At 69.9% G+C, this 16,172-nt stretch carries 15 protein-coding genes and 1 riboswitch; of the genes, 6 read left to right on the top strand and 9 right to left on the bottom strand.

Annotated elements, in window-relative coordinates; translation table 11 throughout:
• Positions 1 to 152: 152 nt before the first annotated feature.
• The 4 genes from groL to thrC form a co-directional block, all read right to left on the bottom strand.
• Positions 153 to 1,778 (bottom strand): chaperonin GroEL, encoded by a 1,626-nt coding sequence (gene groL / locus U9R90_RS30230; protein WP_411060007.1) that lies wholly within the window; start codon positions 1,776 to 1,778, stop codon positions 153 to 155.
• 309 nt (positions 1,779 to 2,087) lie between these two features.
• Positions 2,088 to 2,291, bottom strand: a complete 204-nt coding sequence (locus tag U9R90_RS30225; protein WP_005315736.1) for a cold-shock protein — start codon at positions 2,289 to 2,291, stop codon at positions 2,088 to 2,090.
• A 423-nt stretch (positions 2,292 to 2,714) separates the two neighbouring features.
• The gene (locus tag U9R90_RS30220) at positions 2,715 to 2,990 is read right to left on the bottom strand and encodes a MoaD/ThiS family protein (RefSeq protein ID WP_411060003.1); all 276 of its coding nucleotides are present in this window, start codon (positions 2,988 to 2,990) and stop codon (positions 2,715 to 2,717) included.
• Positions 2,991 to 3,048: 58 nt separating this feature from the next.
• Positions 3,049 to 4,359 carry a threonine synthase gene (gene thrC, locus U9R90_RS30215; protein ID WP_411060002.1) on the bottom strand — a complete coding sequence of 437 codons (1,311 nt, stop codon included), beginning with the start codon at positions 4,357 to 4,359 and terminating at the stop codon, positions 3,049 to 3,051.
• A 17-nt stretch (positions 4,360 to 4,376) separates the two neighbouring features.
• Positions 4,377 to 4,522, bottom strand: a riboswitch (SAM riboswitch).
• 158 nt (positions 4,523 to 4,680) lie between these two features.
• On the opposite strand from thrC, the gene U9R90_RS30210 reads away from it, so the two are divergent.
• The gene (locus U9R90_RS30210; protein WP_411060001.1) at positions 4,681 to 5,628 is read left to right on the top strand and encodes a glucosyl-3-phosphoglycerate synthase; all 948 of its coding nucleotides are present in this window, start codon (positions 4,681 to 4,683) and stop codon (positions 5,626 to 5,628) included.
• Between the two features lie 77 nt (positions 5,629 to 5,705).
• The gene (locus U9R90_RS30205; protein ID WP_411059999.1) at positions 5,706 to 7,124 is read left to right on the top strand and encodes a trehalose-6-phosphate synthase; all 1,419 of its coding nucleotides are present in this window, start codon (positions 5,706 to 5,708) and stop codon (positions 7,122 to 7,124) included.
• A gap of 98 nt (positions 7,125 to 7,222) precedes the next feature.
• Here U9R90_RS30205 and otsB read toward each other — a convergent pair whose 3' ends face one another.
• The 3 genes from otsB to U9R90_RS30190 form a co-directional block, all read right to left on the bottom strand.
• Positions 7,223 to 8,092 (bottom strand): trehalose-phosphatase, encoded by an 870-nt coding sequence (gene otsB, locus U9R90_RS30200; RefSeq protein ID WP_411059997.1) that lies wholly within the window; start codon positions 8,090 to 8,092, stop codon positions 7,223 to 7,225.
• 120 nt (positions 8,093 to 8,212) lie between these two features.
• Positions 8,213 to 8,512 (bottom strand): DUF3263 domain-containing protein, encoded by a 300-nt coding sequence (locus U9R90_RS30195; RefSeq protein ID WP_411059996.1) that lies wholly within the window; start codon positions 8,510 to 8,512, stop codon positions 8,213 to 8,215.
• Positions 8,513 to 8,547: 35 nt separating this feature from the next.
• Positions 8,548 to 9,813, bottom strand: a complete 1,266-nt coding sequence (locus U9R90_RS30190) for an ABC transporter substrate-binding protein (protein WP_411059994.1) — start codon at positions 9,811 to 9,813, stop codon at positions 8,548 to 8,550.
• A 202-nt stretch (positions 9,814 to 10,015) separates the two neighbouring features.
• On the opposite strand from U9R90_RS30190, the gene U9R90_RS30185 reads away from it, so the two are divergent.
• A complete protein-coding gene (locus U9R90_RS30185; RefSeq protein WP_411059992.1) occupies positions 10,016 to 10,912 on the top strand; it encodes an SIS domain-containing protein in 897 nt (298 codons plus the stop codon).
• Positions 10,913 to 10,968: 56 nt separating this feature from the next.
• Positions 10,969 to 11,403 carry an alternative ribosome rescue aminoacyl-tRNA hydrolase ArfB gene (gene arfB / locus U9R90_RS30180; RefSeq protein ID WP_411059990.1) on the top strand — a complete coding sequence of 145 codons (435 nt, stop codon included), beginning with the start codon at positions 10,969 to 10,971 and terminating at the stop codon, positions 11,401 to 11,403.
• 69 nt (positions 11,404 to 11,472) lie between these two features.
• On the opposite strand, the gene U9R90_RS30175 is transcribed toward arfB, so the two are convergent.
• Positions 11,473 to 12,051: a flavin reductase family protein gene (locus tag U9R90_RS30175; RefSeq protein WP_411059989.1), complete on the bottom strand. Its 579-nt coding sequence runs from the start codon at positions 12,049 to 12,051 to the stop codon at positions 11,473 to 11,475.
• 355 nt (positions 12,052 to 12,406) lie between these two features.
• Here U9R90_RS30175 and cdgB point away from each other — a divergent pair, with 355 nt between their 5' ends.
• Both cdgB and U9R90_RS30165 read left to right on the top strand, forming a co-directional pair.
• The gene (gene cdgB / locus U9R90_RS30170) at positions 12,407 to 14,131 is read left to right on the top strand and encodes a diguanylate cyclase CdgB (RefSeq protein WP_411059987.1); all 1,725 of its coding nucleotides are present in this window, start codon (positions 12,407 to 12,409) and stop codon (positions 14,129 to 14,131) included.
• Positions 14,132 to 14,229: 98 nt separating this feature from the next.
• Positions 14,230 to 15,201, top strand: coding sequence for a carbohydrate-binding protein (locus U9R90_RS30165; RefSeq protein WP_411059985.1), 972 nt, complete (start codon positions 14,230 to 14,232; stop codon positions 15,199 to 15,201).
• Here U9R90_RS30165 and U9R90_RS30160 read toward each other — a convergent pair.
• Positions 15,198 to 16,055: a class II fructose-bisphosphate aldolase gene (locus U9R90_RS30160; RefSeq protein ID WP_411059983.1), complete on the bottom strand. Its 858-nt coding sequence runs from the start codon at positions 16,053 to 16,055 to the stop codon at positions 15,198 to 15,200. The genes U9R90_RS30165 and U9R90_RS30160 overlap by 4 nt on opposite strands.
• Between the last annotated feature and the right edge of the window lie 117 nt (positions 16,056 to 16,172).

The following is a 16,172-nucleotide window of genomic DNA, read 5'->3' as shown; positions in this document are numbered from 1 at the left end:
CAGCCGCCACAACAGGCCCTGGCCGACCAGTCGAGAGAAACGCCACAGAGGAGGGCCCGGGCACGCGACAGGGGCGGCACCCTCCCGAGGGAGAGCACCGCCCCTGCGTACCGCTAACCGCGTACGGCGTAGGACAGTTGATCCGCGAGGGATCAGAAGTCCATGTCACCGCCCGGCATGCCGCCCGGAGCGCCGCCGGGGGCGGCCTTCTCCGGCTTGTCGGCGATGACGGCCTCGGTGGTGAGGAAGAGCGCGGCGATGGACGCGGCGTTCTGCAGCGCGGAACGCGTGACCTTCGCCGGGTCCAGGATGCCCTCGGCGATCATGTCGACGTACTCGCCCGTGGCGGCGTTCAGACCGTGGCCGACGGCCAGGTTGCGCACCTTCTCCACGACGACGCCGCCCTCAAGGCCGCCGTTGACGGCGATCTGCTTGAGCGGGGCCTCCAGGGCGAGCTTCACGGCGTTGGCGCCGGTCGCCTCGTCACCCTCGAGCTCCAGCTTCTCGAAGACCGAGGAGGCCTGCAGCAGGGCCACGCCACCGCCGGCGACGATGCCCTCCTCGACGGCCGCCTTCGCGTTGCGAACGGCGTCCTCGATGCGGTGCTTGCGCTCCTTGAGCTCGACCTCGGTGGCGGCACCGGCCTTGATGACGGCCACGCCGCCGGCCAGCTTCGCCAGGCGCTCCTGGAGCTTCTCGCGGTCGTAGTCCGAGTCGCTGTTCTCGATCTCGGCGCGGATCTGGTTGACCCGGCCGTTGACCTGCTCGCTGTCACCGGCACCGTCGACGATGGTGGTCTCGTCCTTGGTGATGACGACCTTGCGGGCGCGGCCCAGCAGGTCGATGGTGGCGTTCTCGAGCTTGAGGCCGACCTCCTCGGAGATGACCTCGCCGCCGGTGAGGATGGCGATGTCGTTCAGCATCGCCTTGCGGCGGTCGCCGAAGCCCGGGGCCTTGACGGCGACGGACTTGAAGGTGCCGCGGATCTTGTTGACGACCAGGGTCGACAGGGCCTCGCCCTCAAGGTCCTCGGCGATGATCAGCAGCGCCTTGCCGGACTGCATGACCTTCTCGAGCAGCGGAAGGAGGTCCTTCACGTTGCCGATCTTGGAGTTCGCGATCAGGATGTACGGGTCGTCGAGGACGGCCTCCATACGCTCCATGTCGGTGGCGAAGTACGCCGAGATGTAGCCCTTGTCGAAGCGCATACCCTCGGTGAGCTCCAGCTCCAGACCGAAGGTCTGGGACTCCTCGACGGTGATGACGCCTTCCTTGCCGACCTTGTCCATGGCCTCGGCGATGAGCTCGCCGATCTGGGTGTCGGCGGCGGAGATGGAGGCGGTCGAAGCGATCTGCTCCTTGGTCTCCACGTCCTTGGCCTGCTCGAGCAGGGCGCCCGAGACGGCCTCGACGGCCTTCTCGATGCCGCGCTTGAGGGCCATCGGGTTGGCGCCGGCGGCGACGTTGCGCAGGCCCTCGCGGACCAGGGCCTGGGCCAGGACGGTCGCGGTCGTCGTGCCGTCACCGGCGACGTCGTCCGTCTTCTTCGCGACCTCCTTGACCAGCTCGGCGCCGATCTTCTCGTACGGGTCCTCGAGCTCGATCTCCTTGGCGATGGAAACACCATCGTTGGTGATCGTGGGGGCGCCCCACTTCTTCTCGAGGACGACGTTGCGGCCCTTGGGGCCAAGGGTGACCTTGACGGCGTCGGCGAGCTGGTTCATCCCGCGCTCGAGACCGCGCCGTGCCTCCTCGTCGAACGCGATGATCTTTGCCATGTGAAGTGGTCCTCCCGGACTGGGGTGGATGGTCGATGGACTGTGCGGCGCCCGCGACGGACGACCTGCGTGCCTGCGTGGTTCCTTGCCCCACCCGGCCAGCGGGCCTCGCCGACCCAGTCCTTCTGTCACTCTCACTGGGAGAGTGCTAACGCCAATGATTAGCACTCGACCCCTGCGAGTGCAAGCGACTACAGCAGATACCGGGCGCGGTCCAGGCGCGCTCGCCAGGACGCACGAGAGGCCCGTACCCCGTCAGGAGTACGGACCTCTCGTGTGTGAGTGCGTCGGTGGTCGATCGCGCCGAGATCAGACGGCGAGCTTGACCATGTCCGCCTGCGGACCCTTCTGGCCCTGCGAGATCTCGAATTCGACTCGCTGACCCTCTTCCAGGGTGCGGTACCCGTCCATCTGGATCGCGCTGTAGTGGACGAAAACATCCGCACCACCGTCGACCGCGATGAAGCCGTACCCCTTCTCCGCGTTGAACCACTTGACGGTGCCCTGAGCCATGCCTAACTCCCCTATTACTGGCCCTTGCGCGGATCCGCACTTCGCGAATCCGGGTCAGACCTCACTCCCCAGAACAGGTGGGGGTGTGCGCCGGAACGCGTCGACCGCGGCTGAATGTATCTGCCCAACTGCCCTCTGCAACAGGTCAATCGGACGAGAAATCTGGGCACGCCTGATCGGAAATACCTGGAGAATTCGACACAGTCGGGGCAAGTCGGGCCAGGCAAAAGGAACGCAAGGTACAAATGGCGGCGTCACTTTGGCTGCTTCTTATCGGCATGCCGGGCACTTCTCATATGCTCTCGGCACACTCATCGCGCAAAGCGGAGCAGTATTCCCAACTGTACCGCGCTCAACCATGCAGAATCACCCCCTCCGCTTCTTGCGGAGGGGGTGATTCTGTCGGTTCGGACCGGCGGCGGGTCAGCCGCCCGCGACGGCCGGGATGATGGAGACGCCGGCGCCGTCCGGCGTGGCCGTCTCAAGGCCCTGCTCGAAGCGCACGTCGTCGTCGTTCACGTACACGTTCACAAAGCGGCGCAGCTTGCCCGTGTCGTCCAGGACGCGGGCGCCGATGCCGACGTGCTTCTTCTCCAGGTCGGCGATGACCTCGGCGAGGGTCGCGCCCTCGGCCGAGACCTCGGACTCGCCGCCCGTGTACGTACGCAGGATGGTGGGGATGCGGACCTTGACGCTCATGGGGTGTTCAGCCTTTCGGAATTCGGGGGGTCGGCGGTGCCGGCGGTCGGCGAGCCGCTCAGCGGGCCAGCCCGGCGTCGCGGAACGCGTCCAGGCTCGGGCGGATCGTCGCGGTCGGACCGGTCGTCGGAGCCACCGCGTCCAGCGTCTTGAGGCCGTCACCGGTGTTCAGTACGACCGTGCTCAGCGCCGGGTCGAGCACGCCGGCCTCGATCAGCTTCTTCGTCACGCCGACGGTCACCCCGCCCGCGGTCTCCGCGAAGATGCCCTCGGTCTGCGCGAGCAGCTTGATCGCGTCGACGACCTGCTCGTCGTTGACGTCCTCGACCGCGCCGCCGGTGCGCCGCGCGATGTCCAGCACGTACGGGCCGTCGGCCGGGTTGCCGATGGCGAGCGACTTGGCGATGGTGTTCGGCTTCTGCGGCCGTACGACGTCGTGCCCGGCCTTGAAGGCGGCCGAGACCGGCGAGCAGCCCTCGGCCTGGGCGCCGAAGATCTTGTACGGCTTGTCCTCGACCAGGCCCAGCTTGATGAGCTCCTGCAGGCCCTTGTCGATCTTCGTGAGCTGGGATCCGGAGGCGATCGGGATGACGATCTGGTCGGGCAGCTGCCAGCCGAGCTGCTCGCAGATCTCGTACGCCAGGGTCTTGGAGCCCTCGCCGTAGTACGGGCGCAGATTGACGTTGACGAAGCCCCAGCCCTCGCCCAGCGGGTCGCCGATGAGCTCCGAGCAGAAGCGGTTGACGTCGTCGTAGTTGCCCTCGATGCCGACCAGTTCGCCGCCGTACACCGCGGCCATGACGACCTTGCCCTGCTCCAGGTCGTGCGGGATGAACACGCAGGAACGGAAGCCGGAGCGGGCGGCGGCGGCGCCGACGGCGCCCGCGAGGTTGCCGGTCGAGGAGCAGGACAGGGTGGTGAAGCCGAAGGCGCGGGCGGCCTCGACGGCGATCGCCACGACCCGGTCCTTGAAGGAGTGGGTCGGGTTGCCGGAGTCGTCCTTGATGAACAGGCCGCCGGTGACACCCAGTTCACGGGCGAGGTTGTCGGCCTTGACCAGCTTGGTGAAGCCGGGGTTCAGATTCTGCTTCTCGGCGACGTCGGCCGGGACGGGCAGCAGCGGCGCATAGCGCCAGATGCTGTTCGGACCCGCCTCGATCTGCTTGCGCAGGCTTTCGGGGTCACCGGTCGGCAGGTCGTACGCGACTTCGAGCGGGCCGAAACACAGCTCACAGGCGAAGATCGGGCCGAGCGCGAAACGCTCGCCGCATTCGCGACAGGAGAGGGCGGCGGCGGGACCGAGCGAGACGGTCGCGGCGGGGGTGCCAGTGGTGTCGGCAGTGGTTGCTTCGACAGATTGCACAGCCATGGAGGCGAGGCCCTTTCTCCTCATCTTCCTTACGACGCACTTCGCCGTAAGACGGATTTGGCACCTTCCCTAGTCAGGAGCCTCGCTTCGCGACACACGAGCACTGACTGGAGGGTTGCCGGGGCTTCAACGGGCCGTATCCCTCTGCCCCTCTGGATGAGCGGTATGAAGTTGTGCGCTGGACGGCCCCCGACATGCGACGGTCATCCGCGTTGTTCAAGACTGTAACCGAAGGCCCTGACACTTGAGATAGTCGTCCGAACCGCGAGATGGATCACATGCATACCCCACGTACACCTCACTTCCAGGGGGACCTCGAACGTGCTCGATGAGGTGGAGCGCTGGCTGACCAGGCGTTCCTGGTCCGTGTCCGACCGCTCGCTCGATGAACTGCTGGCTGCCAAGGCACGACACGGCAACCGGGTCAGTGTCGTCCTGCCCGCGCTCGACGAGGAGGAGACGGTCGGCGAGATCGTCGCCACGATCCGGCGCGAGCTGATGACGCGCGCCGTCCCGCTCGTCGACGAGCTCGTCGTGGTCGACTCCGGGTCGAGCGACCGTACGGCCGCGGTGGCCGCCGCCGCGGGCGCCCGCGTGGTGCACCGGGACACGATTCTGCCCCGAATACCCGCGCTGCCCGGCAAGGGCGAGGTGCTGTGGCGCTCGCTCCTGGTGACCAGCGGCGACATCGTCTGCTTCATCGACGCGGACCTGCGCGAGTTCTCCGCGGACTTCGTCACCGGGATCGTCGGACCGCTGCTCACCGAGCCCGATGTGCAGTTCGTGAAGGGCATGTACGACCGTCCGCTCGGCGAGGCGACCGGCCAGGGCGGCCGGGTGACCGAGTTGGTGGCACGGCCGCTGCTCAACCTCCACTGGCCACTCCTCGCCGGTTTCGTGCAGCCACTGGGCGGCGAGTACGCGGCCCGCCGCTCGCTGCTTGAGCGGCTGCCGTTCCCCGTCGGGTACGGCGTGGAGCTCGGGCTGCTGGTGGACGCGCTGCACACGGTGGGTCTTGACGCGCTGGCCCAGGTGGATATCGGGGTGCGCAAGCACCGGCACCAGGACGGGCGGGCGCTCGGCCGGATGGCCGCGGCGATCTACCGGACCGCGCAGCTGCGGCTGGCCCGCGGACATCTCGTACGCCCCAGGCTGACGCAGTTCGAGCGGGGCGCGGACGGGTTCGAGCCGCTGACCCACTCGGTGGACACGGAGGAGCGCCCGCCCATGGAGGACATCGTCGAGTACACGACCCGGCGCGTAGCGTGACACGTCCGAGTGCGTCGGCCTTCCAGCTTCGGCCTTCCGCACGTTTGAACCATTACGCCACGGGCTAGGTAGGGCGCATGTCTTCCGAGCACCACGCACGGCACCACGCCCAGGTCCTCGTCGCCTCCAACCGCGGACCGGTCTCGTACGCCGTACGCGACGACGGCACGCTCGACGCAAAGCGCGGCGGCGGTGGGCTGGTCTCCGGGCTCTCCGCGATCGGCCCCGACACGGACGCGCTGTGGGTCTGCGCGGCGCTGACCGACGGGGACCGGGAGGCGGTACGGCGCGGAGTCGGTGAGGCGGGCGTGCGCATGCTCGCGATCGACGCCGAGGTGCACGCCGACGCGTACAACGGCATCGCCAACTCGGTCCTGTGGTTCGTCCACCACCTCCTCTACCAGACGCCGCTGGAGCCCGCCTTCGGCTCGGAGTTCCGGCGCCAGTGGGCCGCGTACGAGGCCTACAACCGCGCCTTCGCCGAGGCGCTGGCCGCGGAGGCGGCGCCGGACGCGGCCGTGCTCGTGCAGGACTACCACCTGGCCCTGGTGCCGGGGATGCTCCGCGAGCTGCGCGCGGATCTGCGGATCGGGCACTTCTCGCACACCCCGTGGGCGCCGCTCGACTACTTCCGGATGCTGCCGGACGACATCGCCGCGCAGCTGCTGCGGGGGATGCTCGGGGCGGACCGCCTCGCGTTTCTGACCCGGCGCTGGGCGGACGCGTTCGTGGGGTGCGTTTCGGGGGTGCTCGGCCCGGACGCGCTGGGCGCTACGCGGATCGGGGTGCACGGCCTGGGCGCCGACGCCGACTTTCTGCGGGAGCGGTCGCGGCGGGACGATGTCGAGGAGCGGCTCGTCGGCCTGCGCTCGCAGATCGGCACCGGTCCCTCCGGTGACGTCCGCAAGACCATCGTCCGGGTCGACCGCACCGAGCTGTCCAAGAACATCCTGCGCGGTCTGCAGGCGTACCGGCTGCTGCTCGAATCGCACCCCGAGTGGCGGGAGCGGGTGGTGCACCTCGCCTTCGCCTATCCGTCCCGGCAGGACCTGGAGATCTACCGCGCGTACACGGCGGAGGTCTCGCGGGTCGCCTCCGAGATCAACGAGACGTTCGGGACGCCTGGTTGGACCCCCGTCGTCCTGCACGTCAAGGACGACTTCGCGCGGTCGCTCGCGGCGTACCGGCTGGCCGACGTGGCGCTGGTCAACCCCATCAGGGACGGCATGAACCTGGTCGCCAAGGAGGTGCCGGTCGTCTCGGACGAGGGGTGTGCGCTGGTGCTGTCGCGGGAGGCGGGGGCGTTCGAGGAGCTGGGCGATGACGCGGTGGTGGTGAACCCGTTCGATGTGTCCGGTACGGCGGCGGCGCTGCACTCGGCGCTGGTGATGCCGTCCGCGGAGCGGGCGGAGCGCACGAAGCGGTTGGCCGCGGCGGCGACTTCGCTGCCGCCCGCGCAGTGGTTCTTGGATCAGCTGACGGAGCTACGCGGCTGAGGTCAGAAATTCAGCCCGGCCGGCGTTTGAGGCCAAAGGGGGTCTGGGGGCTTGCCCCCAGTTTCGGGAAGGGGCGGGATTGGGGAATCTTCCGTCTGTTACGGCAACCGCGACGCCAGCGCGCCCAGCAGCGCCACCACACCCGACGGGCCGTCGACCACCACGTCCGCCCGGTCCGCCAGCTCCGGCACCTCCTGGCTGCCGCTGCACACCAGGAGCCCCGCCACCCCCTCCCCCCGCAACTTCTCGACCGCCGCGAACGCCGCCAGGTCGCCGAGGTCGTCCCCGGCGTAGAGGACCGCCTCCGCGGACACCTCGCGGAGGTAGGAGGTGAGCGCCGCGCCCTTGTCGACGCCCGGCGGACGCAGCTCCAGTACGAAGCGGCCCGGCTCGACGACAAGCCCGTGCCGCTCGGCCAGCTCACCGAGCGGACCGCGCAGGGCTTCGAAGGCCGCGGAGGGATCCGCCGCACGCCGGGTGTGGACGGCGACCGCCCGCCCCTTCTCCTCGATCCAGGTGCCCCGCCACTCGCCCAGCTCGTCCAGGAAGCCCGGCAGCTCCGCGCGGACCGCCGCGACTCCGGGGTGCGGCTCGGGCGCCTGCACCTGCCCGGACACCGCGTCCCAGCGCTCGGCGCCGTAGTGCCCGAGCACCACCAGGTGCTCAAGCCCCGGCACCCCCGCGAAGCCGCCGTACCGTACGGCGACCCCGGCCGGACGCCCGGTCAGCACCGCGACCGAGCCGAGCTTCGGCGCCAGCTCGGCCAGCGCGGGGACGGCGTCGGGGTGGGCCCGCGCCTGCTCCGGGTCGGAGACGATCTCGGCGAGAGTACCGTCGAAGTCGAGAGCCACGACGGCACGCCGGGGCCGGTCGAGGAGCGCGGCGAGCCCCTCGCGCCCGGCGGCGGTCACGGGCGTCGGCAGGTCAGACGCGGGGTCGGACGAACGGGAGTGCGGTTGGCTGCCCATGCCCCGACCCTATCCAGCTACGGCCGGGCGCACGCCCCGCGTACGGACGCATATGCGGGGCGTCGGCGGGCCGCGCCGCCGGGACCGATCAACGCCGGGACCAATCAACGCCGGGACCAATCAGCGCCGAGCCCGCCGCGCGTCCCGCAGCCGCCGCAGCCGGTTCACCGTCACCGGGTCGTGGGCCTGGGCACGCGGGTCGTCTATGAGCGCGCCGAGCAACTGGTAGTAGCGGGTGGGCGAGATGCCGAGCCGCTCCCTGATGGCGCGCTCCTTGGCCCCGGCCCCCGGCCAGCTCTGCCGCTCCACCGCGAGCACGGCGGCATCGCGCTCGCAGAGACCGGAGGAGCCGGAGCGTTCGGAGGGACCGGAGCGTTCGGAGGGACCGGAGCGTTCGGAGGGACCGGTCTGTTCCGTCATACCCAAACCGTAGCCGCGCCCACTGACAGCCCCGCCTAGCCCGCGCTGTTGTCCGCCGCCACCGCCGCGTTCTGCATCTCCTTGAGGGTCGTCACCGGGTCGCCGCCCCGCTCGACCGTCGCGCCGATCCTCTTCTTGATGTCCGCGCTCACCTTCGCCCAGGACGTCTTGCCCACCGGGTAAAGCTCCGACGTCGGCAGCTCCTCCAGGAACGCGCGCAGCGCCTTGTGCTTCGGATCGGCAGCCAGCGCCTCGGCCGCGGAACTGGTGACCGGCAGGATGTCGTAGCGGGCGGAGAAGTCCAGGACCTTCTCCTCGCTGTAGACGAAGTCGAGGAAGGTGCCGATCTCGTCGCGGTGGCCGTTCGCCTTGAAGGCCATCATCCAGTCCGCCACGCCCATGGTGGCCTTGGCCTTGCCGTTGACGCCGGGCAGCGGCACCATGCCGTACTTCACGCCGCCCTTCTCGGCCTGCTTCATCAGCGTGGGGTGGCCGTTGAGCATGCCGACCTCGCCACGCGCGAAGGCGTCGAAGGCCTTCTGCCGGTTGAGCTTCTGAGGCGGGACCGGGCCGGTCAGGTCCTTGGCGACCAGCTCGCTCTTCAGCCACCTGAAGGTGTCGATGTTCTGCGGCGAGTCCAGCGTGTACGTACCGATCTGGTCGGTGTAGCCGGAGCCACCGCTCAGCAGCCACTGCATGGTCTCGGCCTGCGCCTCCTCCGGGCCGAGCGGCAGCGCGAACGGCGTCTTCACCCCGGTGTCCTTCAGGGACTGGGCGGCGGCCGCGAGCTCGTTCCAGGTCGTCGGCGGCTCGACGTCGGCGGCCTTGAACAGCTCCTTGTTGTAGAAGAGCAGCCGGGTCGACGAGGCGAACGGGATGCCGTACTGGACCCGCTTGACCTCGCCCGCGGCGGTGAGCGGGGAGAGGAAGTCGGACTGCACGGAGATGGAGAGCAGTTCGTCGGCGGTGTACAGGCGGTCCTTGGCGGCGTGATCGGCGTAGGCGCCGATCTGCGCCATGTCGGGCGCCTCGCCCTTCTCGGCCATCTCGGCGACCTTGGCGTCGACGTCGGTCCAGGGCAGCACGGTGACCTCGACCTTGATGCCGGAGTTCTTGCTCTCGAACTCCTCGACCAGGTCGTCCCAGTACTTCTTGGAGCTGTTGTCCGCGCTGTCGCCGTAGTCGGCGGCCACGAGTTTGAGGGTCACCTCATCAGAACCGGTACTGCCGCAGCCGGCCAGCGTGGCCGTCATGCCCAGTGCGACTACCGCCGCGATCAGCCCTGTTGTCCGCCGGTGCACAGCTTTTCCTACTCTCATCTGTTTCAGTCGGTCCCCCCGTGACGTCCTGATTGTATGAACTGCGAGTTTTCCTGTTGTTCACAGGGAGGTCTACACCACCTCTGCCTGGAGGTCTACACCACTCGCACCGTTGCCCCTCGGTCGCCACGGCTGCTATGCACATCTCGTCCTGCCGCACCGCCCGTTCGAGGAGCCGCCGCGCATGTCCCGTACCGCAGCCGAAATAGCCACCCAGCCCACCTGCTGGCGCCGAGCGGCCAAGGCCGCCGCCGACTTCGACGGGCTGCCGCGACCGGGCGAGCGGGTCGCCGTCACCGGCTGCGGCACGTCCTGGTTCATGGCGATCGCGTACGCCGCGCTGCGCGAGGCCGCGGGCCAGGGCGAGACGGACGCCTTCGCCTCGTCGGAGTTCCCGGTGGGCCGCCCGTACGACCGGGTGGTGGCGATCACCCGCTCCGGTACGACGACCGAGGTGCTGTCCCTGCTCGGCGACCTGCGCGGCACCACCGCGACGGTGGCGCTGACCGCCGACCCCAAGACCCCCGTGATGGACGCGGCGGACCAGGTGGCGGTGCTCGACTTCGCGGACGAGGAGTCGGTGGTCCAGACGCGCTTCGCGACCACGGCCCTGGCCTTCCTGCGAGCCGGGCTCGGGGACGGCGTACCAGGTGTGAAGTCGATCGCCGAGGCCGCCGTCGACGCGGAGCTCGCGGTCACCGAGCCACTGCCCGAAGCCGTACTCGGCGCCGAGCAGTGGACGTTCCTGGGCCGTGGCTGGACGTACGGGCTCGCGCTCGAGGCCGGGCTGAAGATGCGCGAGGCGGCGGGGGCCTGGACCGAGGCGTACCCCGCGATGGAGTACCGGCACGGCCCGATCTCCATCACGGGTCCCGGCCGGGTGGCATGGATGTTCGGCACGCTGCCCGAGGGGCTCGCCGGTGACGTGGACCGCGTCGGCGGCCATCTGGTCGCCCGCCAGGACGCGGACCCGCTGGCCGACCTGATCCGCGCGCAACGCCTCGCGGTGGCGCTGGCCGAGGCGAAGGGCTACGACCCGGACCGCCCGCGGAACCTGTCCCGCAGCGTGATCCTGAGCTGAGAATCACGGCCGCCGGGCCGAAAACGGGGTGACGGGGGCCGGGGGCGCACGGAATCATGGTGCGCATGCCTGGTCCCTATGTCATCCGCGGTTCGGTCTCCCTGCCGGAGGCCGAGCTCGTCTGGCGTTTCTCCAGGTCGTCCGGGCCCGGCGGGCAGCATGTGAACACCAGCGACTCGCAGGTGGAGCTCCGCTTCGACCTGGCGAACACCTCGTCGCTGCCCGAGGTGTGGAAGCAGCGCGCCCTGGAGCGGCTCGCGCCCAAGCTGATCGGCGGAGTGATCGCGGTCCGCGCATCCGAGCACCGCTCGCAGTGGCGCAACCGCGAGATGGCGGCCACCCGCCTGGCCTCGCTGCTGGCCGAGGCGACCGCGCCGCCACCGAAGCCGCGGCGCGCGACGAGGATCCCCCGGGGCATCAACGAGCGGCGGCTGCGCCAGAAGAAGGCCCGCAGCGAGACGAAGCGGGGCCGCTCCGGCCGCGATTGGTGACGGAACCGATGGTGACGGGACCGATGGTGACGGGACCGAACCCCTCCCGGTCGGCCCGGCAGCCGGAAGTCAGCCCAACTGCCGGTACCGGCCCCGGAAGTACATCAACGGCCCGCCCTCCGCACTCGGCAGCGACGCGCTCAGCACCCGCCCGATCACCAGCGTGTGGTCCCCCGCCCGCACGATCTGCTCCGTACGGCACTCCAGGGTCGCCAGCGCACCGCCCACCAGCGGCGACCCGGACACCTCCCCACGGGCGTACGGGATGTCCGCGAAGAGCAGCCGGTCGCTGATCCGCCCCTTCATCGCGAACCGCCCCGCGATGTGCCGCTGGCTCTCGGCGAGCACCGAAACCCCCCACAGCGGCTGCTCGGCGAGCAGGTCGTCCATCCGGGAGCCCTCCCGCAGACTGACCATGACCAGCGGCGGATCGAGCGAGACGGACACGAAGGCGGTCGCCGTCATACCCACGTCCTCCCCCGCCGGCCCGTCGTCGGCCAGTGCTGCCTCGCGCGCGGTCACCAGCACCACGCCTGCGGCCAGCCGGGACATGGCGGCGCGGAAGTCGTCGTTGCTCACCCCATCAGGATGCACAGCGGGCTGCTCTGAGGGGTGGGGGACGCGTGGGACGGCAGGAGTCTTCAGCACGCCGGAAACGCTAGCCGCGCCGGACCCGACCCCGCATCGGGCCCTGGGCGGAGCCCGGTCCTAGGACCACAGCCCGAGCACGCGGCGCCTCCGCGCGCCGCTCCCACCCCACTCGCACGCCACCTTCACATACCACTGAGTTTGCGTTCAGAAAACGTACAGAGGCGCCCCGCACTCACTCCCCACCCCTTCACCCCTTCCTGTGACTTGAGTCACAGGACTCATATTTCGTTGACCCTGTGTACCGGGTGAGCTGCTCGCTGTGATTCAGTGGCTGAGGCCACGTGGGAGCCAACAGACACTGAGGACACTGCGAATCCTGGAGTTGCTGTCGAGGTCTCGGGGAGAGCGAAGCATGGAGACCGAGTCGGAGCCTTACGTCCGTCTTGCGACCCTGCGGCAGCTGCATCAGGTGGTCGCCGACCTGAACACGGCGCGAAGCCTGGCAGACACGCTGCAGACGGTCGCCGACGGCATCGTGAACGGCCTCGGCTATGAGCTGGCGTGTGTCAATCTCGTACGCCCCGACGGCGACCTCGTCGTCGCCGCCTTCGCAGGTAACGCCGCTGCCGAGGCGCTCATCACCGGCCGCGTGGGCTCCCGTGCCTCCTGGGAGCGCCGTCTGAGCATGGGCGAGGCGTGGGGCGACCTCCGCTTCATTCCGCACACCGAGGGCTGGGTACTCGACGACGACGACGTACCGCAGTGGTACACCGAGGGACCCGAGCCGCGGTTCGAGGACGAGTGGCATCCGTCGGACCGGTTGTTCGCGCCGATGTACGCGGCGAGCTCGGCCGGCGGCGAGCTTCTGGGCGTCATCGCCGTGGACCGGCCGCGCAACGGCCGCCTGCCGGGCGCCTGGGGCCGCGAGGCGCTCCAGATGTACGCGTTCCAGGCCGCCATTGCAATCAGTAACGCTCGCTTGCGGGCAAACATGCAACGCGCGTTGGTCAGACTCGAACGGGAACAGCAGGCGCTGCGGGCCAGTGAGGAATCCTTCCGGCAGGCCTTCGAGTACGCGCCGTCCGGCATGGCCATCGCCGAGATGGGCGGCGACCAGCACGGCCGGATCCTGCGCACCAACGACGCCCTGTGCCGCCTGCTCGGCCGCCCGGCGTCCGCGATGCGCCGCTATTCCTTCTCCGACCTCGTCCACCCCGAGGACATAGGCACCCTCCTCCGTACGTCCGCCGAGGGCGGGCGGGCCGAGCTGAGACTGGGGCGGCGGGACGGCACCTACCTCTGGGTCTCGATGCGGAACTCCGTGGTCGCCGACGCCGCCGACGGGCCGCGCTTCCTGCTCACCCACGTCGAGGACATCGAGGAGCGCAAGCGCCGCGAGCTGCAGCTCGCGCACCGCGCCTCGCACGACTCGCTCACCGGCCTGCCGAACAACGCCGAACTCCGCGCCCGGCTCGGCGCCCGCCTGTGCCGCCGCCCGCAGTCCGTGCAGCCCAGCGCGGTGGACACCCTGGACGCGGCGTACGGCGGCGCTCCCCTGGCGGCCGGCTACGACGTCACCGCGTACGACACCCACGCCTACCCCGCCCACGGCTACGACACGAACGGCTACGACACGGGCTCCCACCCCTTCGGCTCCGGCCTCGGGTCGGGCACCTACGACGAGGCGTTCGACCACCACGTACACACCGTCGCGCCCGAAGGGGACACCGACGACGGCACCAAGGGCCTGGCCGTACTCTTCTGCGACCTCGACGGCTTCAAGTCGATCAACGACCGCTTCGGGCACCACACGGGCGACGCCGTACTCATCGAGGTCGCGCGCCGACTGACCAACGTGGTCCGGGACGGCGACACGGTCGCCCGGCTCGGCGGCGACGAGTTCGTCGTCCTGGCCGACGGACTCGGCCGCGCGGACGCCCAGGACCTGGCCGTACGCCTGCGGAACGCGATCATCCCGCCGATCCGGGTGGACGGCAGGGCGGTCCGGGTCGGGGCCAGCTTCGGCATCGGATGGGCACACTGCGGGATGTCGGCGGAGGAAGTACTGCAGTCAGCTGACCAAAGGATGTACGTAGAGAAACGATCTCGTGCGAAGCAGCACAGGCGCGCGGGATAGTCGCAGGTCAGCGATGTCATGCCGGTAACAGCCCCGTGAAGTGTCACTCAGAGCGGGTAGGCTCGCCTGACACTCGACCTGTAAGAGGAGCGGTTGGCATGACGCCCGGCGACAACGGCGCGAGCAAGCCCGAGGACGACGACCCGTTCGGCTACCTGTACGCCGACGGCCAGGCCGCCGGTGCCACCCCACCGAGCGGTGGCGGCGGCTATGGCTACCCGGGCGGCGGCCGCTCCTACAACCAGGTCCGCACGGTCGGCGAGCGCCAGTACGGCCAGCCCCCACAGGCACCCGCGCACGCCCCCCAGATCCCAGGCCAGCAGCAGGCCCCCTCGTACAACCAGGCGCACTACGCCGCGCCGGAGACGTTCCCGGGTGGCCCTCCCGCCACTCCGCCGCAGCAGCCCGCCCAGGGCGGCGGCGGCCGGGGCCGCGGCCCCAACACCAAGATGCTGCTGATCGGCGCGCTGGCCGTGGTCGCCGCCGTGGTCATCGGCATCGGTGTCGCGGTCATCAACGGGGACTCGGGCGAAAAGGACGACCAGGCGGGCAAGGACGAGCAGAAGCAGACCCAGGGCCCGGCGGACACGGCGAAGCCGTCCGACGAGCCGTCGAAGGACGCGAAGGATCCTGAGGACGAGGTGGAGCTGCCTCAGTCCGACGCGAACTCCCTGACCCTGGCGGGCGGCGCCGTCACGGCGTCGGACGTCGACGGCGCGAAGGCCACCGGTGGCACGTATGTGGCGGGCCTCAACACGCCTGGCGCGTCGGCGACCTGGACGGTCAACGACATCCCGAAGAACGGCAAGTACACGCTGAACGTGACCTACGGCGTGCCGGGCAAGGACGCCAACACCACGCTCACGGTCAACGGCAAGGCGCACGACCGGCCGCTGAACATGGAGAACTTCGCCAAGGCCAAGGAAGGCGAATGGGAGCGGGGCTGGACCAACACCTGGTCCAACGTCCTTCTCACCAAGGGCACCAACATCATCAAGATCTCCTGCGAGACCGGCAACGCCTGCGAGGTCAACCTCGACCAGCTGTCACTCGAAAAGGGCTGGCGCTAGGCCCGGGAGCTGGTCAGCCCCAGGAAATGCGCCACCGTCCCGGCCATCGCCTCACGCGCCGGGGCGAGGTACTTCCGGGGGTCGACGGTCGACGGGTGGGCCTCGACGAAGGCGCGTACCGCGGCGGTGAACGCCGTGTTGAGGGCCGTGCCCACGTTGACCTTCACCATGCCGGAGGCGACGGCACGCCGTATCTCCGCGTCCGGTACGCCGCTTGAGCCGTGCAGCACCAGCGGGACCGGCACAGCATCCCGCAGCCGGGCGATCAACGCGTGGTCCAGGGCCGCCGTGCGCTCCGTCATCGCGTGTGAGGAGCCGACCGCGACGGCCAGCGCGTCCACCCCGGTCGCGGCGGCGTACGCGGCGGCCTCGGCCGGTTCCGTACGGACGCCGGGCGCGTGCGCGTCCAGCGGCGGTTCGCCCTCCTTACCGCCCACCTTGCCCAGCTCGGCCTCGATCCAGATGCCGCGCTCGTGGCCCCAGCGGACCGCGTCCGCCGTCGCCTTGACGTTGTCGCCGTAGCTCAGCTTCGAGGCGTCGAACATCACCGAGCTGAACCCCTCGGGGTGCGCGGCCCGCAGCAGTTCGACCGACTCGACGTGGTCCAGGTGGAGCCCGAGGCGGGCGGACGAGGCGCGGGCGACGGCGGCGGTGGCAGCGGTGATCGCGCCGAGCCTGCCGCCGTGGAACTTCACGGCGTTCTCGGAGATCTGCAGCACGGCGGGCGCGCCCGCCCGCTCGGCACCGGCGGCGATGGCCTCGGCGTGCTCCAGCGTGATGACGTTGAAGGCGGCGAGCCCGTGGCCCTTCTCCTGGGCCTCCGCGACGAGTTCACCAGTGCGGACGATCGGCATGCTGCTCCTCTGGATCTCAGCCCGCCGATGCTTGAGGCCGTCTTTGAGCCCGGTCGGCGAGGCCTTTCGGGAAGGGGGCGCGACCGAGCAATGGGTGAGGGGCGGCACGGTCGTAGA

The sequence above is a fragment of the Streptomyces sp. E11-3 genome (genome assembly GCF_046540415.1).
GTDB lineage: Bacteria > Actinomycetota > Actinomycetes > Streptomycetales > Streptomycetaceae > Streptomyces.
The sequence above is the reverse complement of the archived record's forward strand: the minus strand, read 5'-3'. Positions and strand labels throughout refer to the sequence as shown.